The sequence below is a fragment of the Citrobacter amalonaticus Y19 genome, from assembly GCF_000981805.1.
Lineage (GTDB): Bacteria > Pseudomonadota > Gammaproteobacteria > Enterobacterales > Enterobacteriaceae > Citrobacter_A > Citrobacter_A amalonaticus_C.
In genome coordinates this window covers 5,212,228-5,230,025 of record NZ_CP011132.1, presented here as the reverse complement: position 1 = coordinate 5,230,025, position 17,798 = coordinate 5,212,228, and the positions used below count along the sequence as shown (strand labels likewise).

Here is a 17,798-nt window from a genome sequence, read left to right as displayed (position 1 = left end):
TTAACCTACACACGCCCGGGTCAGCGCAAGCAGCTGGCGCACATCATCCGGACGGGTGTTCCCATTTACCTTATCAATAATAGAACTATAAATGTGAGGAATGATTTTACTGACGCCCGCGTCGAGGGCAATTTGCAAAATCTCAGCATAGTTTTCCAGATCGATCCCACCGGTCGGTTCCAGCCAGAAATCATGACGCGCACAGGCCTCAGCCACCGCTTTATATTCGTCACGGCATTTCAGACCGCCCATCGGGAAGTATTTGATCGAACTACCGCCCATATCTTTCAGCAATGCGATAGCCGTTTCGACCGGGACAATGCCGTCCGCCGCTTTGCAGCTCAACGGTCCGGTGGAAATTTTCACCAGACCCGGCGTACCGGTTGGCGATACCAGACCGTTAACCACCGTCTCACTCTGCCCGAGCAGGGCGCGACTGGTTGCCACGCCGGTGAACACCTGGTTGACGTGCTGCGGCTGAACCTGGCGGGAGATTTCACTGACCATCGCCGACTGGTTCGGATCGCCCGCGCCCAGCCCGACAGAGAGCGCGTTGTTGATAAGCGTCGCGTAGTCACGCATATCCGCCACGGCGCTTTCGACATCCGGGTAATTTTTGGAGAGCACGCCGACCAGCACATGACCTTCCGCCGCGTCGTAAATATCACGAGCGTTCTCTTTCGAGCCGGCCAGTACATTCAGGCAGACGCGATCGCGGTAAAAGTTCGGGGTCAGTTTCATGCTTGTTTCTCCTGATTAATCACGTCACCGATACGGCGCGCCACAATGTCCAGCTGTGCGCGGTCTACGCTGCGCACATCCGCTTCAATAATCCCTTCGTTGGCTTTGTAGCCACGGAAGTAAATTGCGTATTCGCCCTGCTTGAGCGCGTCCACCAGTTCACCCGTCGCGATGCCGGTAACGGCTTCATCGAACTTAATTTCTGCACGGGCGATATCCCGTCCGGCGCTGTCCCACACCACGCGAGCGGTCACCCCGTTGAGCGCATTCAGCGCGTCAATAAACGGCGTCATTTTTTCCACCATCTCCGCGCCGCTCTCTTTCTGCGCATGCAGATAGAGTTCAATGGCGCAGGTCAGGCCAAGAATCCCCTCTTTGCCGACCTTCATCGCCCGGCCAATGCCCGCAGTCTGGCGTTTCACCCACTCGACATACTGCGTTTTACCGATGACCAGTCCGCTGGTTGGCCCTTCAATGGCCTTCGCACCGCTGTAGATCACCAGATCCGCGCCGGAACGGTAGTAGCACTGCAGATCTTCTTCCGCTGCCGCATCGACAATCAGCGGCAGATTATGTTTACGCGCCACCACGACAGCCTGCTCAACGCTGAGCATGCTTTTCTGCACGCAGTGGTGGGATTTGATGTACAGGATCGCCGCCGTACGCGGGGTGATCGCCGCAGCCAGCTGTGCAGCAGAACATTCATTGGCATAACCCGCTTCCACCAGCTTGCCGCCGCCCAGCGCCACCATCGTGCCGACCGGCGCACCAAAGTTGACGTTATGGCCTCTCGGCAGCACGATTTCGTTATTTTCAATCGGCGTGACGTGCAGGTTTTCCAACAGCCAGTCGCTGTCCTGAACCAGCACGGCAGCCACCGACTGGGCGATACCCGCCGACGCACAGGAGACCACTGTCGCCCCTTCCACATCCAGCAGCGTCGCGATGTATTCCCCGGTTTTATTCACCAGATCTTTCATTTCAAAGTACTGGTTCATGCCGGCCATCGCCGCTTCCACCACTTCCGGGCGCGGCGTAGAAACGCCCAGCGCCGTCATACGTCCGGAGGTATTAATAACCTGCTTTAAATGGTATTTCTCAAAAATCGAAGGCATGTTCCGCGCTCCCTTGTTCGGTCATATAGCCCTTGCCCGCACGTATTGCGGCAAGCGGCACCAGCAGATTCTCAGCCTGCAAACTGTCATTTTCGGCATCCATCAGCACGGTTGGCTGACGCTTTAGCGTAAAGAGGGTTAAGTCAGCGTCCAGACCTGGCTGGAGGCGACCTTTGGATTTCAGACGCAAGCCATCGGCGGCATTGGCGGTCACGCAGTCGATGACCTGCGGCAGCGACATTCCGATGGCGAGGAATTTCGACATCACGTTCGCCAGTGAATACACCGGGCCGCTGATGCGGTTGCGGCAATAGATATCAGAGCTGATGGTCTGCGGCAGAATGCCTAAGCTGATGGCGCGTTTCGCCACCGCGAAACTCAGGCTGGCAGTGCCGTGCCCAACATCCAGACGCACACCGCGTTGAATCGCCCGGGTGACCGAGGCGCGCAGTTCGCCTTCCGGCGTCAGGATACGATTGGGTTTTCCGTTGTAGCAGTGGGTGATGATATCGCCCGCCGTCAGGCGCTCCGCAATCTCATCCAAATCCGGCGGGTTATTGCCGATGTGGACCATCAGGGGAAAATCACCGTTCTCTTGCTGCATCGCTTTCGCGCGATCCAGCGGTGTAATGCCATTTTCACCCACCACGCTGCTGCTCATTCGCGCCTTCAGGCCAACGATAAAATCGGGGTAACGTTTTACCGCCTGCTTCACCGCGTCGGCGTCGATGTTGGCCATGTTCGCCAGCTCGTTTTGTGCAATCAATCCGACACGGGAGATATTCAGTAGCGCATAGACTTCCGTCGCAGCTTCGCGCGTAAGGGTATAGAAATCATCAATATCGTCGGCACCGGTGCTGCCCGCATCCACAACGGTGGTCACGCCGGTGGCAATGCCTACGCTGTCCGGTTCGTCGTGATAAATCGGGGAGTTTGGATAGCAGTGAACGTGGGAATCAATCCATCCGGCGCTGACGTAACACTCGCCGTTGAGCTCAACGGTTTTCACCGCCGGGTCGTTTATCTCGCCTAACGCGGCGATTTTGCCGTCCTTCAGGGCGATGTCACAAACCGTATCGTCAACCAGACGCGCACGGCGCAGGAGTAAATCAAACATGTCTCTCTCCTGTTAGTGCGGGCGTTTTCACGCCCGCCGGGGGGTTAGCTAATGGCAATCGGGAAGATTGAACCTAAAATCATTGCGCCAAGGATCGCGCCGCCGGTGATCGGTTTCTGCCAGATGTAAAACAGCAGTGCGCCAACCAAAGAACCCACACCGATAGGGATCGACGCCGTCATCGCACTGAGGATGATCAATGGGCCAAGGAAACGCCCCGAGGCGTTACCGGCCCCCATCATCACGTCCGCCCCGTAGGTCGAATCACTTTGATTGATGGTGAACTTACGCGCCAGAATGATGACGTAACCGATCGCCAGACCAATCGCCAGCCCCGTAGCCAGAGAAGCGATAAAGTTCTCAACCGGGAACATAATGCCCGCGCCCAGCAGCAGCGCCGGAACCCCCAGACCCACGCCGGTCTGAATCGCGCCGCCGATATCCAGAATCCCCACCAGAGAACCTTCGATAATACGGGCGAACAGGAAGCTGGCGCCAAACGCCGCCACCGCGCCGTACGATCCGGTATCAATTCCCGCTTTCAGCATGGCCACGAAAGCCACTTCGTTGAACGCGCCAATCCCGTACAGGTAGTACATGTGCGTCCCGGCAAACACGCCGGAGGAGAGCAAGCCAACGAAGATCGGGAACGACCAGTCGGCAAACCAAAAACCTTTATTCTGTTCCATTGTGGCCTCCGTTATTTGCCGCTAAGCGAGTTGTGGATCAGTTCGAGCCAGTTCGGCACGGTCATGTGGAAGGATTCGATCATCTTCATGTCGAAGCCACGGAAGAAGCCGCTCAGGACGAACAGCAGAACAATCGCCGCCATCATCACTTTGGTCACATGGTTCCAGCCGCTCTCTTCAACGCCTTTACCGATCAGGATGCCCAGCACCAGACCCGGTACGGCGTTACCCATGATCAACTGCGCCGCGCCGCCGAAAACGGTTGCCCAGAAGCCCGATTTCTTACCGGCGTCGATTGCCGCCAGCCAGAAGATCACCGGCATCACGGTGTTGACCAGCAGGTTTGCCGCAGGAACCAGTACCTTAACGGCGGTCACCTGCAACGCTTCCGGTACGGAAGAGGCGGTGAGGTTCAGGAAGGTCACGACGATCATGCCGATGATGCCGCAGGCAATCGCCATCTTTTTCGGGTCATGCAGCGTTTCACCGACGTTGCGGTTTTTGATCATCAGCGCTGCCGCGCCCCAGTTAGGAATAATGCGGTGATCCACGTCCTGTGTGAACGAGCCCGCCGCAACGGATGAGGCCCAGGCGTTAAAGAAAAAGCCCAGACCAAACGAGAAGTGAGAAGCCGGATCCCCTTCGCAGGAGTTCAGTTCCCCCAGAGTTCGAAATGCCCCCATCCCCTGTGTAGTAGGCGCATGAAACATGCGTGCAGCCCCGGCCCCCACACCCACGCCGACGAGGGCACCGATGATGAGCGATTTTATTAAAATTATCAGGAACATAATTATGCCTTCTTAACAAGAATCAGCGTTGCGAGACAAAATCCACCTTGTCCAGATTGATGGCTGTCACGTTGACGGTCACATCCAGCTCCACGCTGTAAGTGCGTCGTTCCCGGCGCAGAAAGAAGAACAAAAACGCTTCTTTGCGCACCGCTTCCCGCGCTTGAACAACCTGCACATCCTGTGGCTCAATACGCAGTAAAATATGCGGCGATGCCTTCATGACCGCGGCCTGAACGTGGTTCAGGGCATCGGCAAAGGCGCGCGTTTTGGCTTCGCCTTTACCGGTGACTCTCACCGTTGTGGTGAATTGTTCTTTCATACTTACGCGCCGTATTTTTTCTGCCAGGCCTGAACCAGACGCTCACCGAGCTCTTCTTTATCCATAAAGCCGAAGCCCAGCACGTTGCAGCCTTCGTTAATCGCCGTTACGCCTTCATCCACAGAGCGCATCCCGTATTTGGCTTTGTAGCCGTATTTGTTCTGTGCGGTGATAGCGCCCGCGCCGCCGCTGCCGCAAAAAGAGATGCCGAACGTGGCGTTTTCCGCTTTCATCACGTCCCCCAGTTTCATATCCGCGGCGACGCCCGGTACTACCACTGCACGACCACCGGCTTTCTCGACGCCTGCCGCCACTTTCTGGCCTTTCCCCAGACGATCGCCAATCACGACTGTAATCTGTTCCATGTTGTTACTCCTTAAAGGTTGTCTTTCGCGACTTCAAAGTGGACGGACAGCAGCCAGGCCTCTTCCTCGGGAAGGTTGCCAAACGCTGCGACCACGTCGCGGGCAAGCGCCATTGAATCGGCTGAAATTTCATCAAACAAACTGGCTTCCACTTCCGGCAAAGGCTCTCCGGTCACTGACCGGTGCGCCATGGCGCGAACGTGAGACGTCAGCATTTGTTCCTGTACGGCGTTGGGAATGATGTGATGTTCACGCAGCAAGGCATACACTTGCGCCAGCATGCGATCGGCCAGTTCACCAATCTGCGCCACCTGGTCCCCCATGTCGTTCATTACTGCTCCGTTATTCACTCGTCTTACCCCGTTAATGGCTCTGAGTTAAAACTAGCGGTGGGGGTAAAAAGTTTGTAGCGAGTTGTTTTCCACTTCGAAGTGGAAAGGCGAGTGGCAATAGTGATCTGTTCCACAGAAAAGGCGGTTTTGATGATTTATCGCTGGGAAAGTGTGATTTCTTTCACAGATATCGAGGGTGTTTCATTGCGACTCCAGCAGAGAAGAAAGTCTGAAACTGTGAGCAAAGAACGATTTTCGACGGTAGTATCCAAAAGACTTATGACGAATCTCTGCGAGGTACTACGCAGGGGCTAAGCCTTACTCTGGCGCGGAAGTCGTCATTACAGGAAGATACGGTGATTGTTATACCTCCCCTTTATAAAGAGGAAACACCTAAATTAGCATAAAAGCTAATTTAGCTTTTATGCTAATATTTAATCAGGGAGAGATGCCGTGTTTACCATCCTGTTGCATGTCGACGTTGCCAGCGAACTGACCGGTTTGCCGCCCACCGTCAGGGCAAAAATGATTCGCTTAATTGATAAGTTACAAATCAATGCAACAGCACTACGGGAACCCGACAGCAAACCTCTCGGTGCAGGTCTGTTTGAGATTCGCACAATGGGAACCGAGATAGGTCGTGGTCTGTATGTCTATCAGAAAGGCAAAACCATCTATCTGTTACGCGTGTTCATTAAGAAAACGCAGAAAACGCCCAAGCAAGAAATGATGTTAGCCTTCAAAAGGCTGGAGGAGATGCTCAATGACCAAGAAAACTAAAAGTGTCGCCTGGGACGACGTCAGAGCAGACCTGATGTCCGATCCTGAAGTACAAGCCGCAATGGAAGCGGAAGAGCGGAAAGTCCGTCTACAAGCTATGCTCGCAGAGTGGCGTAAGCATGCAGGATTAACTCGTGCCCAGGTTGCAGAAAGAATGGGAGTAACGCCGCCGACCGTATCCAGAATGGAAGCAAATATTATCAAGGCCAGTCTGGAAACGATTGTCCGTTACGCCAGAGCCTGCGGAATTAAACATCCGCAAATTATCCTGTGATGATTCACCTGATGTCCACATGAGACATCAGGTGAGCAAGACGATTAACGATACTTCTTGTGGTAGGCGTTGCGGGTGGTTTTGAACGCTTCCGCCGCGGCCTGTGCCTCTTTAACTTTCCCTTCGTTCGCCAGCTTCAGCGCGCCGTCGATCTGACCGACCAGGACGTCAAAACCATGACGAAAATCTTTCATTTCCGGGCTGTCGGAGGCTTTGCTTTCCAGCTTTGGCGGTGTGGCTTTCTGGGCATCCAGCGCGGCGACGCGCATTTTGGTTAACGCATCAGTCACTTGTGTCGCGTTATCCGCCTTTTCAATCACCTTCAGGTTATCGTTAAGGGTTTCCATATTGTCTTCGAGTTCAGCGGCGAACGCCGTTGCCGAACTCAATACCAGAGTGGAGACCGCCAGCATCGCCAGTAGTTTTTTTCGCATTGCTCACTTCCTCTTTTTTATTGTTTTAGCGCGGCAGGTCGCGCCATTAGGGATTATTGTCCGGCGATTTTCATCTCCGGCAACAGAACTGAACCACACTGTATATTGCTACGTGTTTCAATATCGTTACCGACGGTGACAATATTGCGCCACATCTCTTTTAAATTTCCGGCGATGGTAATTTCGCTTACAGGGTATTGAATTTCCCCGTTTTCGACCCAGAAACCCGCCGCGCCACGGGAGTAATCCCCGGTAATGCCGCTCACGCCCTGGCCCATCAGTTCGGTGACCACCAGTCCAGTGCCCATCTCTTTAAGCATCTGCTCAAAGCTCAGCCCCTGTCCGGCAATGCGCCAGTTATGAATGCCGCCTGCATGACCGGTGCTTTTCAGCCCCAGCTTACGTGCGGAATAGTTGGTTAGCAGCCACTGGGTCAGCACACCGTCTTTCACGATATCGCGACGTTCCGTACGCACGCCTTCGCTGTCGAACGGTGAGGAGGCCAGTCCTTTTAGCAGATGCGGATGCTCCTCAATGGTTAACCATTCGGGCAGAATTTGTTTTCCCAGCGAATCCAGCAGGAAAGTGGATTTGCGATACACCGAGCCCCCTGCAATCGCGCCGACCAGGTGACCAAACAGCCCGGTCGCCACTTCGTTGGCAAAAATGACCGGTGCTTTCATCGTCGAGAGTTTACGCGGCGACAGGCGGGATAACGTGCGGCGAGCACAGTCTGCGCCAACCCATTCCGGCGTTTGCAGATCGCCCATCGCACGGCCAATCGTGTAGGCGTAATCGCGCTCCATATCGCCGTTTTCTTCGGCAATCACGCAGCTGGAAAGCGAATGACGGGTGGAACAATAGCCCTGCAACATGCCGTGGCTGTTGCCGAACACTTTAATGCCATAGTGGCTGTTAAAGCTGCCACCTTCCGTATTGGTGATACGTTTATCGGCCTGCAAAGAAGCTTGCTCGGCACGCGCTGCCAGTTCGATGGCTTCATCCGGAGAAACCTCAGCCGGGTGAAACAGGTCCAGATCCGGCGCGTCAAAGGCCAGCAATTCTTTATCGGCCACGCCAGCACACGGGTCCGGCGAGGTGTAGCGCGCGATATCCAGCGCCGCCTGAACGGTGCGGGCAATCGCCTGCGGACTTAAATCAGTCGATGAAGCACTGCCTTTACGGTTTTGATGGTAGACGGTAATCCCCAGCGCGCCATCGCTATTGAATTCGACATTCTCCACTTCACCATAACGGGTGCTGACACTGATGCCGGTCGTTTTGCTTACGGCGACTTCCGCCCCGTCCGATTTGCCTGAGGCTAACTCCAGCGCCGTCGAGACCGCTTCTTCCAGAATCTTACGCTGCGCTTCAACTTGTGAGATTACTTTCATCGCAAATGCCATAATGTAGAGAGTTTCTCTGAAGTCTAACAGAGAACCGTTTTTCAGTGCGCATCTTAACTGGTAACATTAGCCTCTTTTTTTAAGGAGCCTGACATGACTAAGCAGCCCGAAGACTGGCTCGACGACGTTCCCGGTGATGACATCGAAGACGAAGACGATGAAATTATCTGGGTCAGTAAAAGTGAAATTAAACGCGACGCCGAGGAGCTCAAACGCCTGGGCGCGGAACTGGTGGATCTGGGGAAAAACGCGCTGGATAAAATCCCGCTTGATGCGGACCTGCGCGCCGCCATTGAGCTGGCCCAGCGGATCAAAATGGAAGGTCGCCGCCGCCAGTTGCAGTTGATTGGTAAAATGCTGCGCCAACGTGAGGTTGATCCTATTCGCCAGGCGCTGGACAAGCTGAAAAACCGCCACAACCAGCAGGTGGTGCTGTTTCACAAGCTTGAGCATCTGCGCGATCGTCTGATTGACGAAGGGGATGACGCGGTAGAGGAAGTGCTGAACCTGTGGCCAAATGCCGACCGCCAGCAGCTTCGCTCGCTGATCCGCAATGCGAAGAAAGAGAAAGAAGGGAATAAACCGCCGAAATCCGCGCGTCAGATCTTCCAGTATCTGCGCGAACTGGCAGAAAACGACGCGTAATTTAACCCGGCGTGCATGCCGGATAGCGACGCGAACGTCTTATCCGGCCTACAAGCTCGTAGGCCCGGTAAGCGTCAGCGCCACCGGGCATTTTTCTTACTCTTCGGCCTGCGCTTCGGCTTTTTTCGCCAGACCATCCAGCAGTTTTTGGTGAATACCACCAAACCCGCCGTTACTCATCACCAGAATGTGATCGCCAGGTTGCGCCGTTTTCACGATCATCTCTGCCAGCGTATCCACATCACCACTCCAGTGAGCTGGCTGGACGCAGGCTTCCGCCACTTCCGCTACCTGCCACGGAATATGCGGCGGCTGTAGCAGATACACTTCATCCGCACGACCTAATGACGGTGCAAGATCGTCTTTGGACAGCCCCATCTTCATGGTGTTAGAACGCGGCTCCAGTACGGCGATAATGCGTGCCGTGCCGCCTACTTTGCCGCGCAGCGCCGCAAGCGTTGCCAGAATCGCCGTCGGGTGATGTGCGAAATCATCATAGACCGTGACGCCGTTCGCTTCGCCGCGCAGTTCAAGACGACGACGGGCGTTGATGAACGATCCCAGCGCATTGGCCGCATCGCCCGGCTGCACGCCAACGTGACGGGCCGCGGCAATGGCCATCAGACCGTTGTGCATGTTGTGTTCGCCAACCAGCGACCACTTCACTTCACCGACCTTCTCACCGTCCAGCCACACTTCCCATTCCGAGGCATCGACGTTCAGCTTTTTCGCCTGCCAGTGGCCCTGATCGCCCACCAGTTCCTGTTCGCTCCAGCATCCCATCGCCATCGTCTGTTTCAGATTGATGTCGTGTTCCGGGTAGATGATCCGTCCCTGACCCGGCACGATACGGACCAGGTGGTGGAACTGCTTCTGGATCGCTTTCAGATCGTCAAAGATATCCGCATGATCAAACTCAAGGTTGTTGAGGATCAGCGTGCGCGGGCAGTAATGTACGAATTTAGAGCGTTTATCGAAGAAGGCGCAGTCGTACTCATCCGCTTCAATCACGAAGAAGTCGCTTTCGCCCAGACGCGCAGAAACGTCAAAATTCCCCGGCACACCGCCAATCACAAAACCTGGCTTATAACCGCAGACGTCCAGAATCCAGGTCGCCATGCCCGCGGTGGTGGTTTTACCGTGCGTTCCCGCGACGGCCAGCACCCAACGATCGCGCAACACAAAGTCATGCAGCCACTGCGGACCGGACATGAACGGAATGTTTTTTTCCAGCACCGCCTCAACGCACGGATTTCCACGGGTCATGGCATTGCCAATGATCACCAGGTCCGGTTGCGGAACAAGCTGACTGGGGTCATAACCCTGAATCAGGGAGATGCCCTGGTTCTCAAGTAAGGTGCTCATCGGCGGATACACATTGGCGTCCGAACCCGTTACTTCATGACCGAGCGAGCGCGCCAGCATCGCCAGACCGCCCATGAACGTGCCACAAATTCCCAAAATATGAATGCGCATACGTCACTATCCTAAATTAACCCAGGGGGCATTTTACGCATATGTCAGGCAAGTGAGAAACGCATTTCAGGATAATCCGTAGTTTGCTGGCGCGATTCACCTGAGCGCAGCCACTGAAATATTTGTTAAGATTGTTACGGTCGCTTTACTCCATATTAATTGCAGGGAAAGTGTTATGAAAACGTTAGGTGAATTTATTGTCGAGAAGCAGCACGAGTTCTCTCATGCTACAGGTGAGCTCACTGCGTTGTTGTCGGCAATAAAGCTGGGCGCCAAGATCATCCACCGCGATATCAACAAGGCCGGTCTGGTCGATATCCTGGGTGCCAGCGGTGCTGAGAACGTACAGGGCGAGGTTCAGCAGAAACTCGACCTGTTCGCGAACGAAAAACTGAAAGCTGCACTCAAGGCGCGTGATATCGTCGCGGGTATTGCCTCTGAAGAAGAAGATGAAATCGTCGTTTTCGAAGGCTGTGAACACGCGAAATACGTGGTGCTGATGGATCCGCTGGATGGATCGTCCAACATCGATGTTAACGTCTCTGTGGGGACCATTTTCTCTATCTACCGCCGCGTGACGCCTGTCGGCACACCGGTCACAGAAGAAGATTTCCTGCAACCGGGCAACAAACAGGTTGCTGCGGGTTACGTGGTTTACGGCTCCTCCACCATGCTGGTTTACACTACCGGCTGCGGTGTTCACGCTTTTACCTACGATCCGTCGCTGGGCGTGTTCTGCCTGTGTCAGGAGCGTATGCGCTTCCCGGAGAAAGGCAACACCTACTCCATCAACGAAGGCAACTACATTAAATTCCCGAACGGTGTGAAGAAGTACATCAAATTCTGCCAGGAAGAGGATAAATCCACACAGCGCCCGTACACCTCGCGCTACATCGGCTCACTGGTTGCTGACTTCCACCGTAACCTGCTGAAAGGCGGGATTTATCTCTACCCAAGCACCGCCAGCCACCCGGAAGGAAAACTGCGTCTGCTGTATGAGTGCAACCCGATGGCATTCCTCGCAGAGCAAGCCGGCGGTAAAGCGAGCGACGGAAAAGAGCGTATTCTGGATATTACCCCGGAAAGCCTGCACCAGCGCCGTTCGTTCTTCGTTGGCAACAACCATATGGTTGAAGATGTGGAACGCTTTATCCGGGAGTTCCCGGACGCGTAAAACCCTTGCCGGATGGCGCTAGCGCTTATCCGGCCTACAATAGCTGCATAGGCCGGATAAGACGTGTCAACGTCGTCATCCGGCATTTCACATCAGGCGGTCTGCAATTTAAACGACACCATCGCTTCAATAAGCGCGTGCGACTGCTCTTCGGATGGCGCTAGCGCTTATCCGGCCTACAATAGCTGCGTAGGCCGGATAAGACGTGTCAACGTCGTCATCCGGCATTTCACATCAGGCGGTCTGCAATTTAAACGACGCCATCGCTTCAATAAGCGCGTGCGACTGCTCTTCAAGCGATCGCGTTGCCGCCGAGGATTGTTGCACCAGGGCCGCATTCTGCTGCGCCGTTTCATCCATCTGGCTCACCGCAATATTCACCTGTTCGATACCGCGACTCTGCTCCTGCGACGCGCTGGCAATTTCCCGCATCAGTTTGGTCATCCGCATCACTTCGCTGGCAATCTCATCCATTGTTTCACCCGCCTGCATCGCCAGATCGCTGCCCTCACCGACCTGCGACTGCGAATCGCCGATGAGCGTGCGGATCTCTTTCGCGGCCTCTGCGCTGCGGCTGGCCAGATTGCGCACTTCGCCTGCCACCACGGCAAAACCGCGTCCCTGCTCTCCCGCGCGCGCCGCTTCCACCGAGGCGTTCAGCGCCAGAATATTAGTCTGGAACGCAATCCCGTCGATCACGCCAAGAATATCGGCAATACGGTTAGAACTGCCGGAGATGTCGCGCATTTTTTCAATGACATAGCACACCATTTCACTGCCGCGATCGGCGGTATCAGAGACCGATTTCGCCAGTTGATGCGCCTGATCGGCGTTTTCCGCATTCTGTTTCACCGTCGCGGTGAGCTCTTCCATGCTGGCGGCGGTTTGTTCCAGCGAGGTCGCGGTCGATTCGGTGCGTGTCGCCAGATGAATGTTGCCCGCCGTCAGTTCACGACTGCCGGTATCGATCTGCGAACTGGCATCGCGTACGCGTTTGACGGACTCGCTCAGCGCCACGCGCATCCCTTCGAGCGCGGCCTGCAGGCGATTAAACTCGGCACTGGCATAGCGGCTTTCCGCCGCCGACAAATCCCCTGTCGCCAGGCGTTCGAGTTGTTCAACCACATTATCGAGCGGTTTCAGGAGCTTATTGCGCAGTAACAGCCAGACCACCGCCAACAGGGCGATGGCCGTCAGCGTCGTCGCGGTCATCACCCCGTAATAGATCCATGAGGTAATGATACGCGTTGAGGCGTAAATCCCCATGCCGCCTGTTAGCAGTAGTAACAGGGTAATAAGCGACAATAAAACCAACAGGGTATTTCGTAGGGAGAGGGATTTTGGCATCGTTATTTTCCGGTTGTAAGATATACAGAAACTATCGACAACAACCGGAAAAAGTTTAGGTGTTTAAGTAAAATCTGCGTCTCACTTCGGCGTCGCCGTCGGGGCGACCCGCGTCACCGGCGAACTCTGTCGATTTTCCCAGAGCACCGTCAGGCCACGCTGCAACGCAATGAAAATAAATAACAAAACGCCAATGGCAATTTTCGTCCACCATGAACTGAGCGTGCCATCGAAGTTAATGTAGGTCTGGATCAGTCCCTGAATCGCCACGCCAAACAGCGTTCCAAGAACCGTACCCACCCCACCACTCAGCAACGTGCCGCCGATCACCACCGACGCGATGGCGTCCAGCTCCACGCCGACCCCCGCCAGCGCGTAGCCGGCCTGGGTGTAGATTGAAAAGACAATCCCGGCCAGCGTCGCCAGCCCGGTCGACAGCATATAGATGCGAATCGTCGTGCTGCGGGTGGAAATCCCCATCAGGTTCGCCGATATCGCATTCCCGCCAATGGCATACACCTGATTGCCAAACCGGGTGCGGTGCGCAAGGAAAATACCTATCACGACCACCGCCAGCATCAGCAGCCCCATCGCGCTCAGGCGACCGCCGCCGGGGATTTTCCACGCCAGACTGGAAAGCGTGTCGTAAATGGGATGGTTAATCGGGATCGACTCTTCCGACACCAGGTAACTGACCCCGCGCAGGAAGAACATACCGGCAAGCGTGATGATAAAGGCCGGGATCTTTAGCGCATCAATCAATAACCCCATGAACGCGCCAAACGCACAGCCCATCGCCAGTACCAGCGGAAACGCCAGCAGCGGCGAGATCCCCCAATAGCCGATGGCCTTCGCCAGGAATACGCCGGTGAAGGCGATAACCGATCCAACGGAGAGATCGATCCCGCCGGAGAGGATCACGAAGGTCATCCCCACGGCGATGATCCCCAGAAAGGCGTTATCGGTCAGGATGTTGCAGATAACCCGCGTGGAGGCAAAGCCGGGAAACTGGGTCAGGCAGTAGAGATAGCCCAGCACGAAAACCCCGAGGGTGATCATTAACGGTAAATTACGTTTTATCACGACCACGCACTCCTTTTAGCAGACTGATAAAGCGCTGTGACTGCACGATCAGTACGCACAGCACCACGATGGCTTTGACCACCTGGTTCATCTCCGGCGGGAATCCGGACAACAGGATCCCGGTGTTCATCCCCTGGATGATCAGCGCGCCCACGACCGACAGCAGCAAATTAAAACGCCCGCCCATCAGGGAACCGCCGCCGATCACCACCGCCAGAATGGCGTCCAGCTCCAGCCACAATCCGGCGTTGTTGGCATCGGCACCGCGAATATCCGCCGTGACGATAATCCCGGCAATCGCCGCGCACAGTCCGCTCAGCACGTAGGTGAGCATGACGATCACCCGCGTGTTCACCCCGGCATTTTTCGCCGCCCGGATGTTAATCCCCACCGCTTCAATAAACATCCCGAGCGCCGTTCGCCGGGTCAGCAGCCAGAACAGCACCAGCGTGATCAGCGCGATAATGACCGGCGTGGGAAACAGCAGCAGCGAACCGCTACCGAACCAGGAGAGCATGGGCGAATCGAAGGTGACAATCTGTCCGGAGGTGATCAGTTGCGCCACGCCGCGACCAGCCACCATCAGGATCAGCGTGGCGACAAACGGCTGGATTTTGAGGATAGCGACCAGGACGCCGTTCCACAGGCCAGCCAGCACGCCAGTCCCCAGTGCGGCGAGCAGCACCACCGGCAAACTATGCCCCGCGACGGTCATCGCGGCGGTCGTGGCTCCGGCAATCGCCATCACCGCGCCAACGGAAAGGTCAATGCCGCCCGTGGCAATCACCAGCGTCATCCCTATTGCCAGCAAGGCGACGGGGGCGGCACGATTCAGGATATCGATGGGACTGCCGAACAGACGCCCATCCTGCAACACAATCTGATAAAAATGAGGGGCGACCAGACTGTCCACCAGCAGCACCAGCAGCAGCGCAATCAGTTGCGGCATGCCGGTCGGCCAGCGAAAGCGTCGCTTCGGCGGTGTGGTCTGCGGGAGAGATTGGGGCATCACAAAAGTCTCCTTACGCCGCGATGGCGTTCATGATCGCCGGAACGGACAGTTCAGCCAGCGGGATCTCCGCCACCTGTTTGCGGTCACGCATGATGATCACCCGATCCGCATAGCCCACCAGTTCCTCCAGTTCCGAGGAGATCACCAGTAGCGCCAGACCATCAGCGCACAGGGTTTCGATCAGGCGGATGATCTCGGCATGCGCCCCTACGTCAATCCCGCGCGTCGGCTCATCGAGGATCAGAAACTGCGGTTTGGTCAGCAGCCAGCGCGACAGCAGCACTTTTTGCTGGTTGCCGCCGGAGAGAAACTCGATCGGCTGTTCTGCGCTGGGGGTGCGAATGCCAAGCTGGCGGATAAACCGCTCGGCAATGTCGTTTTGTTCTTTGCGCGCAATCGGCCGTAGCCAGCCCCGCTGGGCCTGTAGCGCCAGGATAATGTTTTCCCGCACCGAGGCAGCGGCAATAATACCGTCCGTTTTCCTGTCCTCCGGGCAAAAACCGATCCCCAGACATGACGCCTGATGAGGAGATCGCAGCGTCTGCGTTTTGCCTTTGATCTGCGCGCTGCCGCTGTCCGCCGGTTTGATGCCGAAGATCACCTCAGCCGTTTCGGTACGTCCGGAACCGAGCAGTCCAGCCAGACCGACTATCTCACCGGGACGGACGTCGAGATCGAACGGGGAGATAATCCCCTTCTTGCCGAAATTTTTGAACGCGGCAACCGGTTTGTCGCTCAGCAAGGTGCGTCCCGCGCGCTGTAGCGCATGGGTGTCCAGCTCGCGTCCCAGCATCATTTTGACCAGTTCTATCTGCGGCAGCTCACGGGTTTCACGGCAGCCGACAAAACCACCGTTACGCAGGACGGTGATCCGATCGCTGACCTGGTAGACCTGATCGAGAAAATGGGTAACGAAGATCAGACTCACGCCGCGATCGCGCAGATGACGCATCAGGCCGAACAGCATCTCAACCTCTTGTGTATCGAGGCTGGCGGTGGGTTCATCGAGGATCAGGACTTTGGCGGAAAGATCGATCGCCCGGCAGATCGCCACGATCTGCTGCATCGCCACCGAATAGCGGTTCAGCGGTTCGCGCACATCGAGGGAAAAACCGTAAGACGCCATCAGTTCCGTGGCGCGCTTTTCCATCTCTTTGCGCCGCAGCAGGCCAAAACGACGCGGCTCACGACCAATAAACAGATTATCCGCCACCGACATATTTGGCAGCAGGTTCACTTCCTGGTACACCGTGCCAATGCCCAGTTGTTGAGCATGAGCAGTATTTCTGGGGGAGATGGCACTGCCTTCCAGCCAGATGGTACCGCGATCGGCGTGATAGACGCCGGTCAGTGCTTTGATGAGCGTGGATTTTCCGGCGCCGTTCTCGCCGAGCAGCGCCATGATTTCCCCGCGACGCAGGCTGAAATCGACATTATCCAGCGCCTTGACGCCAGGAAAGAATTTACTTAATCCCTCTGTACGGAGGATCTCCTGGTGTTGTTCCGCGATCATAATTGCCCTCCGCGACAAGAGTGTGGCCCCGTAGATCCGTAGGCCGGATAAGGCGGTTACGCCGCCATCCGGCAGAACATTGCCTGATGGCGCTTCGCTTATCAGGCCTACGGTATAAGGTACGCCGCCCGTGCTAGCCCGGACTTAGTAACCCATGTTTTTCTTCTTCTCTAACTCTTCTTTCGCGGTATCCGGCAGGTACAGCGTCGATTTGGTGATAGTGACCTTCTCAGGCATCGTGCCATCTTTCTTGAATTTCTCGAGTGCGTCGAAGGCTGGGCCTGCCATGTTCGGCGTCAGTTCAACGCTGGCGTTCGCTTCACCGTCAATCATCGCTTTATAGATGTCCGGTACGCCGTCGATAGAACCGGTCAGAATATCTTTGCCCGGTTTCAGCCCCGCTTCTTTGATAGCCTGGATAGCCCCGATCACCATGTCATCGTTATGGGCATAAACCATGCAGATGTTCTTGCCGTTGTTCTCCGCTTTGATAAAGCTTTCCATGACCTCTTTACCTTTACTGCGGGTGAAGTCACCGGACTGGGAACGGATGATTTTGATGTTTGGCGCTTTGGCGATGGCCTCAGCAAACCCTTTCTTACGGTCAATGGCCACGCTGGCGCCGACGGTGCCCTGCAACTCAACCACATTACACGGCTTGCCATTCACCTCTTTGATCAGCCAGTCACCGATCAGTTGGCCTTCCAGCACGTTGTTGGCGGTAACGGTGGTCATATAGAGAGATTTGTCTTTTACATCGATGGAACGGTCAAGCAGGAAGACCGGGATCTCGGCATCTTTCGCTTCCTTCAGCACTGGCTCCCATCCTGTCGCGACCACCGGCGCAATGAAGATGGCATCAACGCCCTGAGCGACAAATGAACGCACGGCTTTAATCTGGTTTTCCTGCTTTTGCTGACCGTCAGCGATTTTCAGCGTAATGCCGCGCTTCTCGGCCTCGCTTTTCGCCACGTTGGTCTCTGCGGCGCGCCAGCCGGACTCAGAGCCGACCTGCGAAAATCCTACGGTTAATGGGGCGGCCATGGCCATAGACGACATGGCTGCCGAAACTGCTGTGACGATAAGTAAGCGCTTCCACATAACTGTGTCCTCGTAGGGTAGGTTATTGTTGGTTAAGAAACAGTCGCGAAAAAACTATAGACAATCGAGCATGTAACGGATTGC

The 17,798-nt window shown here is 55.7% G+C and carries 20 protein-coding genes; 4 read left to right on the top strand and 16 right to left on the bottom strand.

Features of this window, described 5'->3' with window-relative positions:
* The 8 genes from dagF to F384_RS24390 are packed head-to-tail and all read right to left on the bottom strand — an operon-like array spanning window position 1 to window position 5,487.
* On the bottom strand, window positions 1–741 hold the full coding sequence (gene dagF / locus F384_RS24425; protein ID WP_046495566.1) for a 2-dehydro-3-deoxy-phosphogluconate aldolase: 741 nt from the start codon (window positions 739–741) through the stop codon (window positions 1–3).
* Window positions 738–1,856, bottom strand: a complete 1,119-nt coding sequence (locus F384_RS24420) for a DgaE family pyridoxal phosphate-dependent ammonia lyase (RefSeq protein WP_046495560.1) — start codon at window positions 1,854–1,856, stop codon at window positions 738–740. The genes dagF and F384_RS24420 overlap by 4 nt, the downstream gene beginning before the upstream one ends.
* Complete coding sequence (locus tag F384_RS24415) at window positions 1,840–2,973, bottom strand: amidohydrolase/deacetylase family metallohydrolase (RefSeq protein ID WP_046495555.1); 1,134 nt, start codon at window positions 2,971–2,973, stop codon at window positions 1,840–1,842. The genes F384_RS24420 and F384_RS24415 overlap by 17 nt, the downstream gene beginning before the upstream one ends.
* Window positions 2,974–3,017: 44 nt before the next feature.
* On the bottom strand, window positions 3,018–3,662 hold the full coding sequence (locus tag F384_RS24410) for a DUF4310 family protein (RefSeq protein WP_042321639.1): 645 nt from the start codon (window positions 3,660–3,662) through the stop codon (window positions 3,018–3,020).
* Window positions 3,663–3,673: 11 nt separating this feature from the next.
* Entirely contained in the window at window positions 3,674–4,450 is a 777-nt protein-coding gene (locus tag F384_RS24405) for a DUF4311 domain-containing protein (protein ID WP_042321636.1), read from the bottom strand.
* A 22-nt stretch (window positions 4,451–4,472) separates the two neighbouring features.
* Window positions 4,473–4,772, bottom strand: coding sequence for a DUF4312 family protein (locus tag F384_RS24400; protein ID WP_046495547.1), 300 nt, complete (start codon window positions 4,770–4,772; stop codon window positions 4,473–4,475).
* A gap of 2 nt (window positions 4,773–4,774) precedes the next feature.
* On the bottom strand, window positions 4,775–5,137 hold the full coding sequence (locus F384_RS24395) for an SFCGS family glycine-rich protein (protein WP_012134368.1): 363 nt from the start codon (window positions 5,135–5,137) through the stop codon (window positions 4,775–4,777).
* Between the two features lie 11 nt (window positions 5,138–5,148).
* Window positions 5,149–5,487, bottom strand: a complete 339-nt coding sequence (locus F384_RS24390; protein ID WP_162200254.1) for a glycine dehydrogenase — start codon at window positions 5,485–5,487, stop codon at window positions 5,149–5,151.
* 435 nt (window positions 5,488–5,922) lie between these two features.
* Here F384_RS24390 and F384_RS24385 point away from each other — a divergent pair, with 435 nt between their 5' ends.
* Window positions 5,923–6,249, top strand: coding sequence for a type II toxin-antitoxin system RelE/ParE family toxin (locus tag F384_RS24385; RefSeq protein ID WP_046495537.1), 327 nt, complete (start codon window positions 5,923–5,925; stop codon window positions 6,247–6,249).
* Window positions 6,233–6,523 (top strand): helix-turn-helix domain-containing protein, encoded by a 291-nt coding sequence (locus tag F384_RS24380; RefSeq protein WP_193388310.1) that lies wholly within the window; start codon window positions 6,233–6,235, stop codon window positions 6,521–6,523. Before F384_RS24385 ends, F384_RS24380 begins: the two co-directional genes overlap by 17 nt.
* Before the next feature lie 44 nt (window positions 6,524–6,567).
* Here F384_RS24380 and cybC read toward each other — a convergent pair whose 3' ends face one another.
* Together cybC and pmbA are read right to left on the bottom strand one after the other, a co-directional pair.
* Complete coding sequence (gene cybC, locus F384_RS24375; protein ID WP_046495534.1) at window positions 6,568–6,957, bottom strand: cytochrome b562; 390 nt, start codon at window positions 6,955–6,957, stop codon at window positions 6,568–6,570.
* A gap of 53 nt (window positions 6,958–7,010) precedes the next feature.
* On the bottom strand, window positions 7,011–8,363 hold the full coding sequence (gene pmbA, locus F384_RS24370) for a metalloprotease PmbA (protein WP_046495531.1): 1,353 nt from the start codon (window positions 8,361–8,363) through the stop codon (window positions 7,011–7,013).
* A 93-nt stretch (window positions 8,364–8,456) separates the two neighbouring features.
* On the opposite strand from pmbA, the gene yjgA reads away from it, so the two are divergent.
* Complete coding sequence (yjgA, locus tag F384_RS24365) at window positions 8,457–9,008, top strand: ribosome biogenesis factor YjgA (RefSeq protein WP_046495529.1); 552 nt, start codon at window positions 8,457–8,459, stop codon at window positions 9,006–9,008.
* Window positions 9,009–9,104: 96 nt separating this feature from the next.
* Here the strand turns inward: yjgA and mpl are convergent, their stop codons facing one another.
* Window positions 9,105–10,484, bottom strand: a complete 1,380-nt coding sequence (gene mpl, locus F384_RS24360) for a UDP-N-acetylmuramate:L-alanyl-gamma-D-glutamyl-meso-diaminopimelate ligase (RefSeq protein WP_046495525.1) — start codon at window positions 10,482–10,484, stop codon at window positions 9,105–9,107.
* A gap of 175 nt (window positions 10,485–10,659) precedes the next feature.
* Between mpl and fbp the strand changes: the two genes are divergently transcribed.
* Complete coding sequence (gene fbp / locus F384_RS24355; RefSeq protein WP_042321606.1) at window positions 10,660–11,658, top strand: class 1 fructose-bisphosphatase; 999 nt, start codon at window positions 10,660–10,662, stop codon at window positions 11,656–11,658.
* 234 nt (window positions 11,659–11,892) lie between these two features.
* On the opposite strand, the gene F384_RS24350 is transcribed toward fbp, so the two are convergent.
* The 5 genes from F384_RS24350 to ytfQ form a co-directional block, all read right to left on the bottom strand.
* Entirely contained in the window at window positions 11,893–13,005 is a 1,113-nt protein-coding gene (locus tag F384_RS24350; protein WP_080950022.1) for a methyl-accepting chemotaxis protein, read from the bottom strand.
* 81 nt (window positions 13,006–13,086) lie between these two features.
* Window positions 13,087–14,088, bottom strand: a complete 1,002-nt coding sequence (gene yjfF / locus F384_RS24345; protein ID WP_046495520.1) for a galactofuranose ABC transporter, permease protein YjfF — start codon at window positions 14,086–14,088, stop codon at window positions 13,087–13,089.
* Window positions 14,075–15,097 carry a galactofuranose ABC transporter, ATP-binding protein YtfT gene (ytfT, locus tag F384_RS24340; RefSeq protein WP_046495514.1) on the bottom strand — a complete coding sequence of 341 codons (1,023 nt, stop codon included), beginning with the start codon at window positions 15,095–15,097 and terminating at the stop codon, window positions 14,075–14,077. Before ytfT ends, yjfF begins: the two co-directional genes overlap by 14 nt.
* Window positions 15,098–15,110: 13 nt before the next feature.
* Window positions 15,111–16,613: a galactofuranose ABC transporter, ATP-binding protein YtfR gene (gene ytfR, locus F384_RS24335; RefSeq protein ID WP_046495510.1), complete on the bottom strand. Its 1,503-nt coding sequence runs from the start codon at window positions 16,611–16,613 to the stop codon at window positions 15,111–15,113.
* 144 nt (window positions 16,614–16,757) lie between these two features.
* Window positions 16,758–17,714 carry a galactofuranose ABC transporter substrate-binding protein YtfQ gene (gene ytfQ / locus F384_RS24330; RefSeq protein WP_042999211.1) on the bottom strand — a complete coding sequence of 319 codons (957 nt, stop codon included), beginning with the start codon at window positions 17,712–17,714 and terminating at the stop codon, window positions 16,758–16,760.
* Window positions 17,715–17,798: the final 84 nt, after the last annotated feature.

Coding starts and splice junctions, on each gene's coding strand:
- dagF (WP_046495566.1), bottom strand. CDS start 741: ATGAAACTGACCCCGAACTTTTACCGCGATCGCGTCTGCCTGAATGTA.
- F384_RS24420 (WP_046495560.1), bottom strand. CDS start 1,856: ATGCCTTCGATTTTTGAGAAATACCATTTAAAGCAGGTTATTAATACC.
- F384_RS24415 (WP_046495555.1), bottom strand. CDS start 2,973: ATGTTTGATTTACTCCTGCGCCGTGCGCGTCTGGTTGACGATACGGTT.
- F384_RS24410 (WP_042321639.1), bottom strand. CDS start 3,662: ATGGAACAGAATAAAGGTTTTTGGTTTGCCGACTGGTCGTTCCCGATC.
- F384_RS24405 (WP_042321636.1), bottom strand. CDS start 4,450: ATGTTCCTGATAATTTTAATAAAATCGCTCATCATCGGTGCCCTCGTC.
- F384_RS24400 (WP_046495547.1), bottom strand. CDS start 4,772: ATGAAAGAACAATTCACCACAACGGTGAGAGTCACCGGTAAAGGCGAA.
- F384_RS24395 (WP_012134368.1), bottom strand. CDS start 5,137: ATGGAACAGATTACAGTCGTGATTGGCGATCGTCTGGGGAAAGGCCAG.
- F384_RS24380 (WP_193388310.1), top strand. CDS start 6,233: ATGACCAAGAAAACTAAAAGTGTCGCCTGGGACGACGTCAGAGCAGAC.
- cybC (WP_046495534.1), bottom strand. CDS start 6,957: ATGCGAAAAAAACTACTGGCGATGCTGGCGGTCTCCACTCTGGTATTG.
- pmbA (WP_046495531.1), bottom strand. CDS start 8,363: ATGGCATTTGCGATGAAAGTAATCTCACAAGTTGAAGCGCAGCGTAAG.
- yjgA (WP_046495529.1), top strand. CDS start 8,457: ATGACTAAGCAGCCCGAAGACTGGCTCGACGACGTTCCCGGTGATGAC.
- mpl (WP_046495525.1), bottom strand. CDS start 10,484: ATGCGCATTCATATTTTGGGAATTTGTGGCACGTTCATGGGCGGTCTG.
- fbp (WP_042321606.1), top strand. CDS start 10,660: ATGAAAACGTTAGGTGAATTTATTGTCGAGAAGCAGCACGAGTTCTCT.
- F384_RS24350 (WP_080950022.1), bottom strand. CDS start 13,005: ATGCCAAAATCCCTCTCCCTACGAAATACCCTGTTGGTTTTATTGTCG.
- ytfT (WP_046495514.1), bottom strand. CDS start 15,097: ATGCCCCAATCTCTCCCGCAGACCACACCGCCGAAGCGACGCTTTCGC.
- ytfR (WP_046495510.1), bottom strand. CDS start 16,613: ATGATCGCGGAACAACACCAGGAGATCCTCCGTACAGAGGGATTAAGT.
- ytfQ (WP_042999211.1), bottom strand. CDS start 17,714: ATGTGGAAGCGCTTACTTATCGTCACAGCAGTTTCGGCAGCCATGTCG.